Here is a 13,163-nt window from a genome sequence, read left to right on the forward strand (position 1 = left end):
GCAACAAAGCTTGGAATTCAAGCGCGGGACATACAATTGCCAGGGTGACACCCGCCCGAATGAAAATCGCGCGCATCACTGGCGCAGTCAGTGTCTGGCGTGCCGAACCTGGCCTTGACCCCGCCAACCACACTGCCCGAGATCAAGGACGGTGCTGTCCTTGCCCCGCGCGATTCAGCCTGATTTCACGCAAGACGGTGATGAAACAAACTGGAACAGGGTGTTGGAACGGTGCTAGCGTACCGCCATGAAAGTGACCCGAGACACCCCGAACCAACTGATCATCGCCAATACGCCCTGGTTCATCGGTATCACGCTGGTCATTTTCATTCTGGCCTTTGTCGGCCCCGGTATTTTTCTGATGAGCACGGGCGGCGAAGGCATCTGGTTCGGCCTGATCTTCGCCCTTGGCGGAGGAGGTCTTGGGTTTGGTACGTTTTGCGTTTTCGTAAGACGGGTTCAGATCATTCTGGATCGGAACAAGGACAGTATCCTGATCCGCCGCCAATCGGTTTTTGGTTACGAAGCGGTTGAACACAAACTGTCCAACCTGTCCCACGCAGAAATCGAAAGCACGACATCCCGAAGCAAAAACGGCACCTCGACGCTGTATCGCCCGGTCCTTGTTCTTGAGAAAGGCATGAGCGCGGGCCGCCATCCCATTGTCGAAGCGTTTTCCAGCGGCTCCGGCTCTCGCCGGTTGGCCGAGGCGGTGAATGACTGGCTTCCATCTAAGCCCGGCCAAGACCGTCGCGCAGTCGGGACGAATTAAGAGGTCAGGCCGCGTTCCAGCCACAATCGTTCTTCGGCTGAGACCAGCCGGGACATGCAGGAGTCATATCGCGCCATGTCCTGCTCGGTCAGCTTGCCTTCCCACTTGTTGCTTGTGCCCGAAGAGAAGAACTGCGCAAAGTCGTGAAAACCGCTGGTGAATCCGGGGGTTTGCTCCAGACGTATGGCATTGTTTTTCATCGATCCGAAACTGCCGGCCCCGGCTATGTCCTTGACCAGAACCGGGTTAATTTCGATGTCCATGATCCGTGCAAGGCGCGCGACCTGTCCCGGAAGATCCCGGCTGAGCTCGGCATAGTGCAGAAAATGGATGTTTGGCAGGTCGCGATACATCCAAAAGGAATGGAAGTGATGAATGATCGATCTGAGGGTCAGGTCATCTGTGCCCTTGGACGACGCGGGCCGGTTCAAAAACATGTCGAAAGCTTCCGACAGATCGTCGGGGAACAGGTAATCAAGCCAGTCATGCTTCATATTCTCGACATGGCGGCGCATTGAAAAATGAACGTCAACCGGGTGGCGGTGAACAACCAGATATTGCGCATTTGGCGAGAACAAGATGCCATCAAGCGGGGTATGTGTCTTGATACAGCGCCGATGGCTTTGCGCGCTCAGTTCATCCGCCTGCGCGACCCGATCGCGAAAACTGCAATCAAGCCACGGTGAGACCCTGTTGTCGTACACACTGGGGTCGGCCGTTTCGGTGATGAGCATGCGCACCAGTGTTTGCGTCCAAGTGGTGCCGCATTTGGGCGGTGTGCACACAAAGACGTCGCTGGGCCGGATCTCGAATCCGGACCATATATCGGTGTTGGTCACTTCGCCGACATAGTCGGTCGTCTTTCGCGGCAGACCATTCTTCATCGCCCCCTCCCTCAGCTTCAATCACGCAGAATAGCCCGCAATGTGACACTCACATAGCTTATCTTGACTCACACGGCCCAGAGGCGTAGATGATCGCCAAACATCCGGAAGCCTTTCGATCTTCCGGTCCCTTGAGTCGTTCAGGGATCGCCCCCCACCAGCGAGTTTCGCCCGTGGGGGCGTTTGTGCATTGACCCGTCTGCCCTTATCTAAGGGGCGCCAAATCAGAACCGGCTAAGGAGGCCGCAGGCATGTTTGAAAATCTATCCGAACGCCTCTCTGGCGTCTTCGACCGGTTGACCAAACAGGGCGCCCTGTCCGAGGAAGACGTCAAAACCGCCCTGCGTGAGGTCCGCGTTGCCCTACTTGAGGCCGACGTCTCGCTGCCGGTTGCAAGGGAATTCGTCAAGAAAGTTCAAAGCCAGGCCACCGGTCAGGCAGTCACCAAGTCGATCACCCCCGGTCAGCAGGTCGTCAAGATCGTGCATGACGCTTTGGTTGACACCCTGCGTGGCGAGGAAGACCCCGGTGCGCTGAAGATCGACAACCCGCCCGCGCCGATCCTGATGGTCGGCTTGCAGGGTTCGGGTAAGACGACGACCACCGGCAAGCTGGCGAAACGTCTGAAAGAGAAAGAGGGCAAAAAGGTCCTGATGGCCTCGCTGGACGTCTACCGCCCGGCGGCGATGGATCAGCTGGCGGTTCTGGGCACCCAGATCGGAGTGGACACCCTGCCGATCGTTCCCGGCCAGAAACCTGTCGATATTGCCAAGCGCGCCAAACAGCAGGCGACGCTGGGTGGCTACGACGTGTACATGCTCGACACCGCGGGTCGTCTGCACATCGACGAAATCCTGATGGATGAGGTCGAACAGGTCCGCAACGCCGTTGACCCGCGCGAGACGCTGCTGGTGGTTGACGGCCTGACCGGGCAGGTCGCCGTCGAGGTCGCTGAAGAGTTCGACGCCAAGGTCGGCATCTCGGGCGTGGTTCTGACGCGGATGGACGGCGACGGGCGCGGTGGTGCGGCGCTGTCGATGCGCGCAGTCACCGGCAAGCCGATCCGCTTTGTCGGTCTGGGCGAGAAGATGGACGCGCTCGAAACCTTCGAGCCGGACCGGATCGCCGGTCGGATTCTGGGCATGGGTGACATCGTTGCCCTGGTCGAAAAGGCCCAGGAAACGATGGAGATGGAACAGACCGAGCGCATGATGAAGCGCATGGTCAAGGGTCAGTTCAACATGAACGACCTGAAAATGCAGCTGGAACAGATGATCCAGATGGGCGGCATGCAGGGCATGATGGGCATGATGCCGGGCATGGGCAAGATGGCCAAGCAGATGGATCAGGCCGGTCTGGACGACAGGATTCTGCGCCAGCAGATCGCCATGATCCAGTCGATGACCAAGAAGGAACGCGCCAATCCCCAACTGCTGCAAGCCAGCCGCAAGAAACGCATCGCGGCGGGGTCCGGGATGGAGGTCAGCGACCTCAACAAGCTGCTCAAGATGCACCGGCAGATGTCGGACATGATGAAGAAGATGGGCAAGATGGGCAAAGGCAAGATGCTGAAACAGGCCATGAAAGGCATGTTCGGCAAAGGCGGCCCCAGCCCCGAGGAGATGGCCGCAGGCATGGACCCCAAGGCGCTGGAACAGGCGGCCAAGGCCATGGGTGGCAAAATGCCCGGTCTGGGCGGCGGCATGGGTCTGCCTCCGGGCCTGAGCGGGTTCGGAAAGAAAAAGTGACCCCCGCACGCTGTACCCAGCCCCCGTCCGGAAAGGCGGCGATGGCAGCAGCGCAATATCGCGCAGCCCTGCCGGTCATTCAGACCCGGCGGCTGGTACTGCGCGTGCCCACACTGGACGACCTGCCGGTGTGGACGTCGATCTGCAAAGGCAGCTTTGGTGACACCGCGCAAGCCGCGTGGACCGAGTTTTCCTATTATACCGCGGGCTGGCTTCTGCATGGTCACGGCCTGTTCACGGTCACGCTCAAAGGAAATGATCAGGCCATTGGCTTCGTCGTTCTGGGCTTGGAATGGGACGATCACGAACCGGAACTTGGCTATATGTTCGGCGCTGAACACCGGATGCAGGGCTATGCCACCGAAGCTTGCGCCGCCGTGCGTGATTTCGGATTTGACCTGCTGGGATCGGGGCAGTTCGTAAGCTATGTTTCGCAATCCAACGCCCCTTCGAACGCGCTTGCCCAACGACTGGGCGCAGCGCGTGATGCCGATGCAGAAAGCGCCTTTGGGCCAACCCAGCATGTCTGGCGCTACCGCGAGGTGCAGGCATGACATTCGCGTTGCCGATCCCGACGCTGGAAACCGAACGCCTGATCCTGCGCGCGCCGTCCGAGGCCGATGTCGATGCGGACACTGCCTTCTTTGCAAGCGATGCGGCCAAGTTCGTCGGCGGCCCTCTGCGGAAGGATGAGGTTTGGCGGGTGGTCGCCTCGCTGCTGGGGCACTGGGCTTTGCGCGGCTATGGGTATTGGAGCGTCGATGAAAAAGACACCGGCACCTATGTCGGGCGGATCGGGCTTTGGTTTCCCGAAGGCTGGCCGGAACCCGAAGTTGGCTGGACCCTGTTGAACCACGCCACCGGTAAGGGCTATGCGACCGAGGCCGCGCTGACCGCACGCGCCTACGCCTATGATGTATTGGGCTGGGAAACCGCGATCTCACTGATCGACCTGGACAATCACGCCAGCAAGGCCGTGGCCAAGCGTCTGGGCGCGCAGTTCGAGTATCACTATGACCACCCCAAGTACGGAAAATCCGAAATCTGGCGGCACCCGGCGCCCTCGGATCTGGTGAATGGCGGAATGGAGGCATACGCATGACCTCTTTCACCATTCCCACCATTGAAACCGAACGCCTGATCCTGCGCGCGCCGCATCTGGATGATCTGCCCGCAATGACCGCATTCTTCGCGACCGAGCGCAGCCATATGGTGGGCGGCCCGAAGGATTCGTTCGAATGCTGGAACTCTCTGTCGAACCGGCTGGGTCATTGGGCGTTGCGGGGTTATGGGCTGTGGCACCTGACCGAAAAGGCCGGCGGCACATTCTTCGGCTGGGCCGGAATGATCTACGTACCGGGCTGGGCCGAACCGGAACTGGGTTGGACCCTGATGGAAGAAGCCGAAGGCAAGGGGCTGGCCTTTGAAGCTGCATCGGCTGCGCGTGATCATGCCGCCCGGCATCAGGGCCTGAACGGTGTGATCTCTTACATCGCCCATGCAAATGATCGTTCGCGCGCTTTGGCTGAACGGCTTGGTGCAACGCTGGAGCTTGAGAATGCCGAACTTCTGGGCAAGCACGCTCAGATCTGGCGCCATCCGCAGATTGACTTGACCACCGAAAGGACCGGCCAATGACCAACCCCGTGACACAGGCTGCCACGCTGTTGAAAGAGCATCGCGAAAGCATCGACAGGCTGGATGCGATCCTCGTCTACACGCTTGGCGAGCGGTTCAAGCACACGCAGGCCGTTGGCAAGCTCAAGGCCGAACACGACCTTCCCCCGTCCGATCCCTCGCGCGAAGCTGCGCAGATCGCACGGTTAGAAGACCTGGCGAATGAGGCCGATCTGGACCCCGATTTCGCCAAGGCTTTCCTGAATTTCATCATTCAGGAAGTCATCCGACACCACCGGAAGCATCAAGAGTGAACCTCCGGTTCAACAAACACCAGAACTAACCGGCACCCACGCCGACTCAAACAAAGACACGCCTCTGGCGTGATGCCATTCAAAGGAGATACCACCATGGCAATGAAAATTCGTCTCGCCCGCGGCGGCTCGAAAAAACGTCCTTTCTATCGCATCGTTGCGGCTGACAGCCGTATGCCGCGCGATGGCCGTTTCATCGAGAAACTGGGCACCTACAACCCGCTGCTGCCGAAAGACAGTGAAGAGCGCGTGAAAATGAACATGGAGCGCATCCAGTACTGGCTGGATCAGGGCGCACAGCCCACCGACCGTATCGCACGCATGCTGGAAGCGGCCGGTGCCCGTGACAAGGCCGAGCGCAACAACCCCAACAAGGGAACTCCGGGCAAGAAAGCCCAGGAGCGCGCCGAAGAGAAAGCCGCCAAGGCCGCTGAAGCAGCCGAAGCCGCTGCTGCTCCGGCGGAAGAAGCCGCAGCAGAAGAATAAGCAGGCGCACGCGTGCGGGATCATTCCTTTACAGACGATTTTCGCACGCAGTTCGACCTGTTGTTGCGGCTCCGGCGGGATGTGCGCCGGTTCCGCACCGATACGATTGACGAGGCAGTGCTGGCGCGCTGCCTCGACGCATTTCGACTGGCCCCTTCGGTGGGGCTCAGCGAACCCTGGCGCGTGATCCGCGTCGAAAGCGAAGCGGCAAGGGCCGCAGCGCTGAAGAATTTTCGCACCGCCAATGACCACGCTTTGGCGGGCTACTCGGGGGACAAGGCGCAGCTATACAGCAGTCTGAAGCTTTCCGGGATGCAGGAAGCGCCTGTGCAACTGGCCGTCTTCTGCGACGACAGCACCGAAAAAGGGCTGGGACTTGGCGCCGGCACGATGCCCGAGATGCGGCGCTACTCTGTCGTGTCGGCGATCACTTTGTTCTGGCTTGCACTTCGGGTCGAAGGGCTAGGGCTGGGCTGGGTTTCCATTCTGGATCCCGACCAGATGAAGCGCGATCTGAATGCTCCTGAAACCTGGCGCCTGATCGGCTATTTCTGTGTCGGCCGGCCGGAACAGATGTCGGATACACCTGAACTGGAACAGGTCGGCTGGGAAACCCGGGCGCAGGGCCTGACGATCGAAACAAGGTAAGGCCTCATGTTCGGATTGATACGACTTCCCATTCTGCTGTTGATCGCCTTTATTGTGGGCGTGTTCTTCGAGCGCAACAACCAGCGTGAAGCCTGCAACGGGCTTGGCGAATGGAGAAACGGGATATGTTTGACGACTGGGGCAGCCAATGAGTGATCTGATCTGCGTCGGCAGCATTGCGGGGGCTTACGGTGTGCGAGGCGAGGTGAGGCTGAAAAGCTTTTGCGCCGTTCCCGAAGATATCGAGACCTATTCGCCGCTGACCGATGAAGCGGGCAAAGAGCGTTATCCGGTGGTATTGACGCGCACCATCAAGAACGGATTCGCGGCCCGCCTTGGTGGCGTTGAAACCAAGGAACAGGCGGATGCCCTGAATGGGTTGCGCCTTTACGCAAGGCGCGATCAGCTGCCGTCGCTGCCCGATGATGAATTCTACCACAACGATCTGATCGGGCTGGATGTCTATGACACCGGAGGCACCTTGCTGGGCAAGGTCAAATCGGTGCAGAACCACGGCGCCGCGGACTTGTTGGAATTGCACGGGCCGGGCCTGAAAACCACGGTTTTGCTGCCTTTCACGATGCAAGTTGTACCCACGGTGGATCTGGAACAAGGCCGTATCGTGGCCGACCCGCCCGAAGGCCTGATCTGATGCGTCGGGTCCTGCTGCATCTGGGCCTGCACAAGACAGGCATGACCGCAGCACAGTCCTTCCTCCATGAAAACCGGAAACTGATCTGGCCACGCTTCGCATTGGTACTGCCCTACAAAACGCGCAACAGCGGCTTGAGCGAGAGCGCCACGCGTCACTCGCTTTACCGGCTGGATTCCACATTGGCGGGTTTTGGAAGCCACCTGCACGCGTTTCTGGACGATCTGGATTTCGGCGCACGCCGGGGGTTGATCCTGAGCGAAGAGAATTTCGCAGGCTTGCGCCCCAGCAGAAACAAGCGAGAAGGATACGGTGCTGCACCGGAACTGGCGGAAACTCTGGTCAGCGTCGTGCGGCGTCGGTTTCTGGGTCATGAAACCGACATCACGATCTACATATCCTTGCGCGCCCGCGATCAATGGCTGCGGAGCCTGTGGGCACACGACTTGCAGAAATCACGCATGGTGCAGGATTTGGACGCCTTTTCCTCCGAACTTGCCCATTTGCCATCCCTTAAGGAAACTGCTGATGCGGTCCGGAATCGGCTGCCATCCGTTACGGTCAGAACAGAGTGGATGGAAGCGTTGCAGAACCACCGCCTTGGTGCAGGTGCGCCCTTGGCCGAATTTTTGAACCTGCCACCCGAGCTTTCGTCGCAGCTTGTCGGGCCTGCACATGGCACGCCAACATTTTCAGACGATGTGCTGCAGGAAATCCTGGCGCTGAACCGATCCTCGCTGGACGACGCCGCCATGATCACCCAGAAGAAAGCTCTGATTCAATCCGCACAGAACGAACTGGCCCGCCAGACATGACAGAGAAACCCAGCAGATCCCACGGCCGCAAGGCGATCCGTCCTTCCCTGAAACCACGCGAGCTGATGACGCCGAGCCCTGATCTGCACGGGGTCTGGAAAGCCAAGATCATCACTTTGTTCCCGTCCGCCTTCCCCGGTGTTCTGGGTGAAAGCCTGACAGGTAAGGCCTTGCAGGAAGGGCTTTGGCAACTGGAAACAGTGGATCTGCGACAGTTCGGAATAGGCAAACATCGCAATGTTGATGACACCCCGGCCGGGGGTGGCGCGGGCATGGTTCTGCGGGCCGATGTTCTGGGTGACGCGATCGAACATGCGATGGCAGGCATTCAAGGAAACTGGCCGCTGATCTACCTCAGCCCGCGCGGGCGTCGCATGGACCAGCGCATGATGCAGAATCTTGCCCGTTGTGACGGCATGACCCTTCTGTGCGGTCGTTTTGAAGGCGTGGACGAGCGCGTTTTGGAACATTACGGCGTTCAAGAGGTATCGTTGGGTGATTTCGTCATGACCGGCGGCGAAATCGCGGCACAAGCCCTGATCGATGCCACGGTACGGCTGATTCCCGGAGTGCTTGGAAATCAGGCTTCGACAGAAGAAGAAAGTTTTGCCTCGGGTTTGCTGGAACACCCCCAGTATACCCGCCCCGCAGATTGGAAAGGGCGCCCGATCCCCGAGGTTCTGATGTCGGGCCATCATGGCCGGATCGCGGAATGGCGGCATAAAATGGCAGAAGACATCACGCGCGAACGGCGTCCTGATATCTGGGCGGAATATGTCAAAGCCACATCGGAAACCCAGGACTAGACCCGCTCGTTGTGGCCGGGATGCCTCATTTTCGATGTTTGTCAGAATGCCATTTGAAGTTGAACACACCTAAACTTATTCACTTCCATGCCCCATTGGTTTTTGGGTAATAAGAAGTGAAATAGAAGGCATTATGAAAAAGCTATTGCTTGGCACGTTACTGGTTGTCTCCGCCTGTACCACCAAACCGCTTGGGATGTCCGTTCCGACGCAAGCCGGTCACAATCTGCACTCTGCGAAGGTTGCCGTTGATTCCTGCTCTCAGGAAGCTGACGAGGGCGGCAACAGCGCCGTAATTGGCGGTTATGCAACCAATATCCTGCTTTGGGGCATCATCATCGGGCCTGCGGTCACCGCGCCATTTCAGGACGAGCTGCGCCAACAGGGCGAAATCGATCAGGTTGATCGCTGCCTGCGCGCACGCGGTTTCGAGCGGCGCGAACTGACCGCGGGTGAATCGTTCTGGGTGCGCAACGCCTTTGGTGATGAACGCGAACGGCGGCTGGACCACCTGGTCGGGGGCGGCACTATCGAAACCTACGGGACAGCCAAAAACTAGCGGCGCGCTTTCCAGCTGGCCCAAGTTTCTGGGGTGCCGTTGAACGTGTTGATGTCCACCCTGCCCTGAACCCCCGGCACCAGCCCGGTGCCGGTGTATTGCCAAAACCGCCAGACTGTGCGGGGATAGACCTGACGCGGATGGCCTGCGACGGATCGCAACCAGAACTCGGTTTTGGGCAAACGCCCGATATCCGTATCCGCAAAGAAATCCACTGTCGTATAGACGATGGGACGCCGGCCATAATGCCGTTCGAGAATGTCCAGAAAGCGCTGCGCTTCGGCGCGGACGGTTCTGCCATCGGGCCGCAACGTGCAGGTCTTGGAATGCGGCGTCCACTCCATGTCAAGAACATGCGGCAGATCTGCCCCTTTCGGGACGTTCTGAATGAACCAACGCGCCTGTTCCTGGGCCGATCGGCAGAAATAATAGTAATGATAAGCCCCCCACGGCACGCCCGCTGCCTGAGCACCGCGCCTGTGGTCGTCGAACAATGGATCCGCCACATCGCCGCCTTCGGTTGCTTTCAGAAATGCAAAGCTTACGCCCGAAGCTTTGGCCGTACGCCAGTCTATCGGTCCCTGCCAGCGCGAGACGTCAAGCCCGTGGATCGGATACAAGCCAGGGTGACGGCCTTCCCACTCATGCGGATCGGCGTCCCCAAAATCAGGATAGATTACGGACGGTGCCGTCCTGTCCACGCCAGGCGTGGGCTCCACGACCTGCGGTTTCGGGCCGCCGCGTCCGCACGACATAAGCAAAGCGGCTGCAATCGTCAGCATAAGTGCAATTCGCATCATGGGATCCTGTCTGAAATTTCTGCTCTTTCAATTTCCTTCAGAATGCCTGATCTGACCGCTGTGGCAACGGTGGGATTTTCGAAAGGCGGATTCCCACTGCTTCGCCATACGATTTGTTCTTGATTCCGGCACTCAATACCCTTAAACGACCGCAATCCGGTGCCGCATTCTGCGACTCCGGTGTTTTGGTTTGATTTTCGGCTTAAAGCCCGGCTTTCTTCGGCGGGAATGTGTCAGATCAAACCAGACCAAAGGAACATTCGATCTGACCTCTGGCGGGCTGCATGCAGGACCCGGTGAAGACCAAGAGCTCTCAGGCCGTGCCCAAACTTCGTGGACCAACCACGAGCATATAGGAGTACCTGCGATGGATCTTATCGCACAGCTTGAGGCGGAACAGATTGCCGCCCTGGGGAAAGACATCCCCGACTTCAAGGCCGGTGACACCATTCGTGTCGGCTATAAGGTGACCGAAGGGTCGCGCACCCGTGTGCAGAACTACGAAGGCGTCTGCATCGCGCGCAACAACGGCAATGGCATTGCCGGTTCGTTCACCGTTCGCAAGATTTCGTTCGGCGAAGGCGTGGAGCGTGTGTTCCCGCTGTATTCGACCAACATCGACAGCATCACCGTTGTCCGCCGTGGCCGCGTTCGTCGCGCCAAACTGTACTATCTGCGCACCCGCCGCGGTAAATCCGCACGTATCGCAGAGGTCACGAACTACAAGCCCAAGGCTGGCGCCGAAGCGTAAGGAACGGAAAGATGAAAAAAGACATCCATCCCGATTATCACGTCATCGACGTCAAAATGACCGATGGCACCGTGGTTCAGATGAAATCCACCTGGGGCGCCGAAGGCGACCAGCTGGCTCTGGAAATCGACCCCTCCGTGCACCCTGCATGGACTGGTGGTTCGTCGCGCCTGATGGACGCCGGCGGCCGCGTGTCGAAGTTTAAAAAGAAATACGAAGGTCTGGGCTTCTAAGTCTGACCGGTTTCGATTTCGAAAGGCCGTCCCTTGGGGGCGGCCTTTTTTGTTGGAAGCTTCCATGTGTCTTATGGACGCGAAACCGGACTAACCGAACAAGATGCGTTTTGGCAAAGGCCCAGGGATGCTACACTCCGGTTGACCAACGCTCAGCTTCCACGGAGATCCGGACATGCCCCAGTACAATGACATGATCGAGCTTTCAGTCGATGATATGGATCTGATTGAAACGGCTTTGCGCGACTCGATCGCTTCGTTGTCACATGTTGCTTCGGATGAACCAGAGGACAGCAGGACCGACCGGGAAGACACGTTGAGGCGCATTCACGAACTTCTGGGCAAGCTACACGATCAGAAGGTCTTTTTTCGCCCGCAGAAAGGGGTTTACCTCGGCGGTTAGGGGCTTGGTTGTCGCGGATTGCGGGTCAATTCCGCCGCACTGTGTACAGGGGGAACCGGCCCGCGCAACAACATCAGCGCCAGAGTCATTCCGACCAGTGCCGCAATCGCGGCAACCAACATGGCATTGTCAAAGGCGTTGTCCTGCACATCCCGCAGGGCCTTCGCCAATGTATCTCCCGCAGACGGATCCATCCCCGAGATCAATTGCTGTATCTGGTTCGGCGTTCCATGTGCCAGCGCATGGGCCAGATCCTCGCGCTGGATTGACCCGGCAGGCAGCGCGTCGATCACCTCGGACAGACCTCGGCGTTTGGTGATCGCTTCGGCCAGACCGCCCACCACGGCACCAAGAGTTGCTCCGAAATAGAGACAGGCGTTGATGACCCCCGAACCCTGCCCCACATGCTGCTCGGGCAGCAGGCGCAGGCCCAGACGTGGCAACAGCGAAAAGCAGATGCCCAACCCGACACCGACGATCAGCAACTTCCACCAGATTTCGGAAAACTGCGTTGTGTTCGTTGTTGTCATCAGCAGCAGGAACCCGCAGGCCATCGCCCCCAGGCCAATGGCGATCGGCCATTGAAAGCTGTAGGGGGCAAGAAAGCGGGGTGCGGTGACCGAGATCACAAACATGCTGAGGCTGAGCGGCATGATCGCCAGACCTGCACCGATGGACGAATACCCAAAGGCATCGGGCGATTGGACGAATGTATTGAAATAGACGAAGAAGCAGAACAGCGTGAAGCCAGTAAAGAACATCCCCGCCGCGGCCATCAGATAACGCGGATGGCGAAAGTACCGAAGCTCGATCAAAGGGTCGTCGCTGCGGCGGGATACGATGACAAGGGCAATTGTCGACACGGCCGCCACGACCAGCGGCACCAGTGTCAAAGGCGAAGTCCACCCGCCGTTTTCCCCGTTGCTGAGCGCAAAGGACAATGGCCCGAGGAAAAACAGAATGGCAACGGCCCCCGCATAATCGAACTTTGCCCCGGCAAGACGGGTATCGGGAACGTATTTCCGTTTGCTGACATGCAGCCCGATGGCGAAGGCCACCGCCAGCAGAATCAGGTCGGCTGCAAAGACGGCGCGCCAGCTGACATAATGGCCGAAAGCGCCACCGACGATGGGCCCAACACCGATCGCCAGACCGACAATCGCCCCCCAGATGCCGGTAACGCTGGCGCGCTGCTCTTCGGGCGTGGCCGCCGTCAACAATGACAGGGACGTGCCGAACAAAGCAGCCGCGCCCGCGCCTTGCGCGCCGCGCCCGATGAGCAGCATCGCCCCGTCCTGCGCCAACAGGGCAAAGGCAGACCCGATTGCAAAGACGATCATGCCAAAAAAGAACACACCCATCTTGCCGGTAATGTCACCCAGCCGGCTGACGATGCAGACAAGCGTGGCGCTGGTCACGGAATACGTGGCCATCACCCATTGCAAACCTGACGGGGTCAAATCGAACTCGGCCCTGAGATTGGGCAATATGGTGGTCACAGCAGTTGTGTTGAACCCCACGACCATCATGCAGATGGCCGTCATGGCCAGCACCACACGGGCGCGGGACTGCGGAGATACATTGGCCGAGCTCTCATCGCCCATAAAACACCCACTGACCAAGAATTTTGAATACAAACATCATCAGTTTAACGATTTCTGGTCCTGCGCATAGG

Annotated in this window: 19 protein-coding genes; 16 read left to right on the forward strand and 3 right to left on the reverse strand. The window is 58.9% G+C overall.

Going from position 1 to position 13,163, the window contains the following annotated elements:
- The first annotated feature begins 247 nt into the window (after positions 1–247).
- Positions 248–772 carry a hypothetical protein gene (locus tag I9185_RS18425; RefSeq protein WP_171724831.1) on the forward strand — a complete coding sequence of 175 codons (525 nt, stop codon included), beginning with the start codon at positions 248–250 and terminating at the stop codon, positions 770–772.
- On the opposite strand, the gene I9185_RS18430 is transcribed toward I9185_RS18425, so the two are convergent.
- Positions 769–1,656 (reverse strand): sulfotransferase domain-containing protein, encoded by an 888-nt coding sequence (locus I9185_RS18430; protein WP_171724830.1) that lies wholly within the window; start codon positions 1,654–1,656, stop codon positions 769–771. The two genes, I9185_RS18425 and I9185_RS18430, sit on opposite strands and share 4 nt — an antisense overlap.
- 251 nt (positions 1,657–1,907) lie before the next feature.
- Here I9185_RS18430 and ffh point away from each other — a divergent pair, with 251 nt between their 5' ends.
- From ffh to I9185_RS18490, 12 genes are all read left to right on the forward strand, one after another.
- Positions 1,908–3,404, forward strand: coding sequence for a signal recognition particle protein (ffh, locus tag I9185_RS18435; RefSeq protein ID WP_210093789.1), 1,497 nt, complete (start codon positions 1,908–1,910; stop codon positions 3,402–3,404).
- Positions 3,405–3,445: 41 nt separating this feature from the next.
- Positions 3,446–3,958 carry a GNAT family N-acetyltransferase gene (locus tag I9185_RS18440; RefSeq protein ID WP_210093790.1) on the forward strand — a complete coding sequence of 171 codons (513 nt, stop codon included), beginning with the start codon at positions 3,446–3,448 and terminating at the stop codon, positions 3,956–3,958.
- The gene (locus tag I9185_RS18445; protein WP_171724828.1) at positions 3,955–4,506 is read left to right on the forward strand and encodes a GNAT family N-acetyltransferase; all 552 of its coding nucleotides are present in this window, start codon (positions 3,955–3,957) and stop codon (positions 4,504–4,506) included. Before I9185_RS18440 ends, I9185_RS18445 begins: the two co-directional genes overlap by 4 nt.
- Complete coding sequence (locus I9185_RS18450) at positions 4,503–5,042, forward strand: GNAT family N-acetyltransferase (RefSeq protein WP_210093791.1); 540 nt, start codon at positions 4,503–4,505, stop codon at positions 5,040–5,042. The genes I9185_RS18445 and I9185_RS18450 overlap by 4 nt, the downstream gene beginning before the upstream one ends.
- Entirely contained in the window at positions 5,039–5,335 is a 297-nt protein-coding gene (locus I9185_RS18455; protein WP_170344783.1) for a chorismate mutase, read from the forward strand. The genes I9185_RS18450 and I9185_RS18455 overlap by 4 nt, the downstream gene beginning before the upstream one ends.
- Positions 5,336–5,431: 96 nt before the next feature.
- Positions 5,432–5,821, forward strand: coding sequence for a 30S ribosomal protein S16 (rpsP, locus tag I9185_RS18460; protein WP_010437590.1), 390 nt, complete (start codon positions 5,432–5,434; stop codon positions 5,819–5,821).
- Positions 5,822–5,833: 12 nt separating this feature from the next.
- On the forward strand, positions 5,834–6,469 hold the full coding sequence (bluB, locus tag I9185_RS18465; RefSeq protein WP_171637632.1) for a 5,6-dimethylbenzimidazole synthase: 636 nt from the start codon (positions 5,834–5,836) through the stop codon (positions 6,467–6,469).
- A 6-nt stretch (positions 6,470–6,475) separates the two neighbouring features.
- A complete protein-coding gene (locus tag I9185_RS18470) occupies positions 6,476–6,625 on the forward strand; it encodes a hypothetical protein (protein WP_162896811.1) in 150 nt (49 codons plus the stop codon).
- Positions 6,618–7,121: a ribosome maturation factor RimM gene (rimM, locus tag I9185_RS18475; protein WP_152457030.1), complete on the forward strand. Its 504-nt coding sequence runs from the start codon at positions 6,618–6,620 to the stop codon at positions 7,119–7,121. The genes I9185_RS18470 and rimM overlap by 8 nt, the downstream gene beginning before the upstream one ends.
- Positions 7,121–7,936: a hypothetical protein gene (locus I9185_RS18480; protein ID WP_171724823.1), complete on the forward strand. Its 816-nt coding sequence runs from the start codon at positions 7,121–7,123 to the stop codon at positions 7,934–7,936. Before rimM ends, I9185_RS18480 begins: the two co-directional genes overlap by 1 nt.
- Entirely contained in the window at positions 7,933–8,742 is an 810-nt protein-coding gene (gene trmD / locus I9185_RS18485; RefSeq protein WP_171724822.1) for a tRNA (guanosine(37)-N1)-methyltransferase TrmD, read from the forward strand. The genes I9185_RS18480 and trmD overlap by 4 nt, the downstream gene beginning before the upstream one ends.
- A 133-nt stretch (positions 8,743–8,875) precedes the next feature.
- Positions 8,876–9,301 (forward strand): hypothetical protein, encoded by a 426-nt coding sequence (locus tag I9185_RS18490; RefSeq protein WP_171637639.1) that lies wholly within the window; start codon positions 8,876–8,878, stop codon positions 9,299–9,301.
- On the opposite strand, the gene I9185_RS18495 is transcribed toward I9185_RS18490, so the two are convergent.
- Positions 9,298–10,098 (reverse strand): GH25 family lysozyme, encoded by an 801-nt coding sequence (locus I9185_RS18495; RefSeq protein ID WP_210093792.1) that lies wholly within the window; start codon positions 10,096–10,098, stop codon positions 9,298–9,300. The two genes, I9185_RS18490 and I9185_RS18495, sit on opposite strands and share 4 nt — an antisense overlap.
- A 370-nt stretch (positions 10,099–10,468) precedes the next feature.
- Between I9185_RS18495 and rplS the strand changes: the two genes are divergently transcribed.
- The 3 genes from rplS (at position 10,469) to I9185_RS18510 (ending at position 11,488) form a co-directional block, all read left to right on the forward strand.
- Positions 10,469–10,852, forward strand: coding sequence for a 50S ribosomal protein L19 (gene rplS / locus I9185_RS18500; protein WP_152457026.1), 384 nt, complete (start codon positions 10,469–10,471; stop codon positions 10,850–10,852).
- Positions 10,853–10,863: 11 nt separating this feature from the next.
- Entirely contained in the window at positions 10,864–11,085 is a 222-nt protein-coding gene (gene rpmE, locus I9185_RS18505) for a 50S ribosomal protein L31 (protein WP_050605278.1), read from the forward strand.
- Positions 11,086–11,260: 175 nt separating this feature from the next.
- Positions 11,261–11,488 (forward strand): hypothetical protein, encoded by a 228-nt coding sequence (locus tag I9185_RS18510; RefSeq protein ID WP_171637644.1) that lies wholly within the window; start codon positions 11,261–11,263, stop codon positions 11,486–11,488.
- Here I9185_RS18510 and I9185_RS18515 read toward each other — a convergent pair.
- Positions 11,485–13,092 carry an MFS transporter gene (locus I9185_RS18515; RefSeq protein ID WP_210093793.1) on the reverse strand — a complete coding sequence of 536 codons (1,608 nt, stop codon included), beginning with the start codon at positions 13,090–13,092 and terminating at the stop codon, positions 11,485–11,487. The genes I9185_RS18510 and I9185_RS18515 overlap by 4 nt on opposite strands.
- Positions 13,093–13,163: the final 71 nt, after the last annotated feature.

Source organism: Ruegeria sp. HKCCSP346, from assembly GCF_017872595.1.
Lineage (GTDB): Bacteria > Pseudomonadota > Alphaproteobacteria > Rhodobacterales > Rhodobacteraceae > Ruegeria.

Bases quoted from the DNA above. Each gene is read 5' to 3' on its own strand.
- rpsP (WP_010437590.1), top strand. From the start codon at position 5,432: ATGGCAATGAAAATTCGTCTCGCCCGCGGCGGCTCGAAAAAACGTCCT.
- I9185_RS18455 (WP_170344783.1), top strand. From the start codon at position 5,039: ATGACCAACCCCGTGACACAGGCTGCCACGCTGTTGAAAGAGCATCGC.
- rimM (WP_152457030.1), top strand. From the start codon at position 6,618: ATGAGTGATCTGATCTGCGTCGGCAGCATTGCGGGGGCTTACGGTGTG.
- I9185_RS18510 (WP_171637644.1), top strand. From the start codon at position 11,261: ATGCCCCAGTACAATGACATGATCGAGCTTTCAGTCGATGATATGGAT.
- ffh (WP_210093789.1), top strand. From the start codon at position 1,908: ATGTTTGAAAATCTATCCGAACGCCTCTCTGGCGTCTTCGACCGGTTG.
- I9185_RS18440 (WP_210093790.1), top strand. From the start codon at position 3,446: ATGGCAGCAGCGCAATATCGCGCAGCCCTGCCGGTCATTCAGACCCGG.
- trmD (WP_171724822.1), top strand. From the start codon at position 7,933: ATGACAGAGAAACCCAGCAGATCCCACGGCCGCAAGGCGATCCGTCCT.
- rplS (WP_152457026.1), top strand. From the start codon at position 10,469: ATGGATCTTATCGCACAGCTTGAGGCGGAACAGATTGCCGCCCTGGGG.
- rpmE (WP_050605278.1), top strand. From the start codon at position 10,864: ATGAAAAAAGACATCCATCCCGATTATCACGTCATCGACGTCAAAATG.
- I9185_RS18495 (WP_210093792.1), bottom strand. From the start codon at position 10,098: ATGCGAATTGCACTTATGCTGACGATTGCAGCCGCTTTGCTTATGTCG.
- I9185_RS18515 (WP_210093793.1), bottom strand. From the start codon at position 13,092: ATGGGCGATGAGAGCTCGGCCAATGTATCTCCGCAGTCCCGCGCCCGT.
- I9185_RS18425 (WP_171724831.1), top strand. From the start codon at position 248: ATGAAAGTGACCCGAGACACCCCGAACCAACTGATCATCGCCAATACG.
- I9185_RS18490 (WP_171637639.1), top strand. From the start codon at position 8,876: ATGAAAAAGCTATTGCTTGGCACGTTACTGGTTGTCTCCGCCTGTACC.
- I9185_RS18470 (WP_162896811.1), top strand. From the start codon at position 6,476: ATGTTCGGATTGATACGACTTCCCATTCTGCTGTTGATCGCCTTTATT.
- I9185_RS18450 (WP_210093791.1), top strand. From the start codon at position 4,503: ATGACCTCTTTCACCATTCCCACCATTGAAACCGAACGCCTGATCCTG.
- I9185_RS18430 (WP_171724830.1), bottom strand. From the start codon at position 1,656: ATGAAGAATGGTCTGCCGCGAAAGACGACCGACTATGTCGGCGAAGTG.
- I9185_RS18445 (WP_171724828.1), top strand. From the start codon at position 3,955: ATGACATTCGCGTTGCCGATCCCGACGCTGGAAACCGAACGCCTGATC.
- I9185_RS18480 (WP_171724823.1), top strand. From the start codon at position 7,121: ATGCGTCGGGTCCTGCTGCATCTGGGCCTGCACAAGACAGGCATGACC.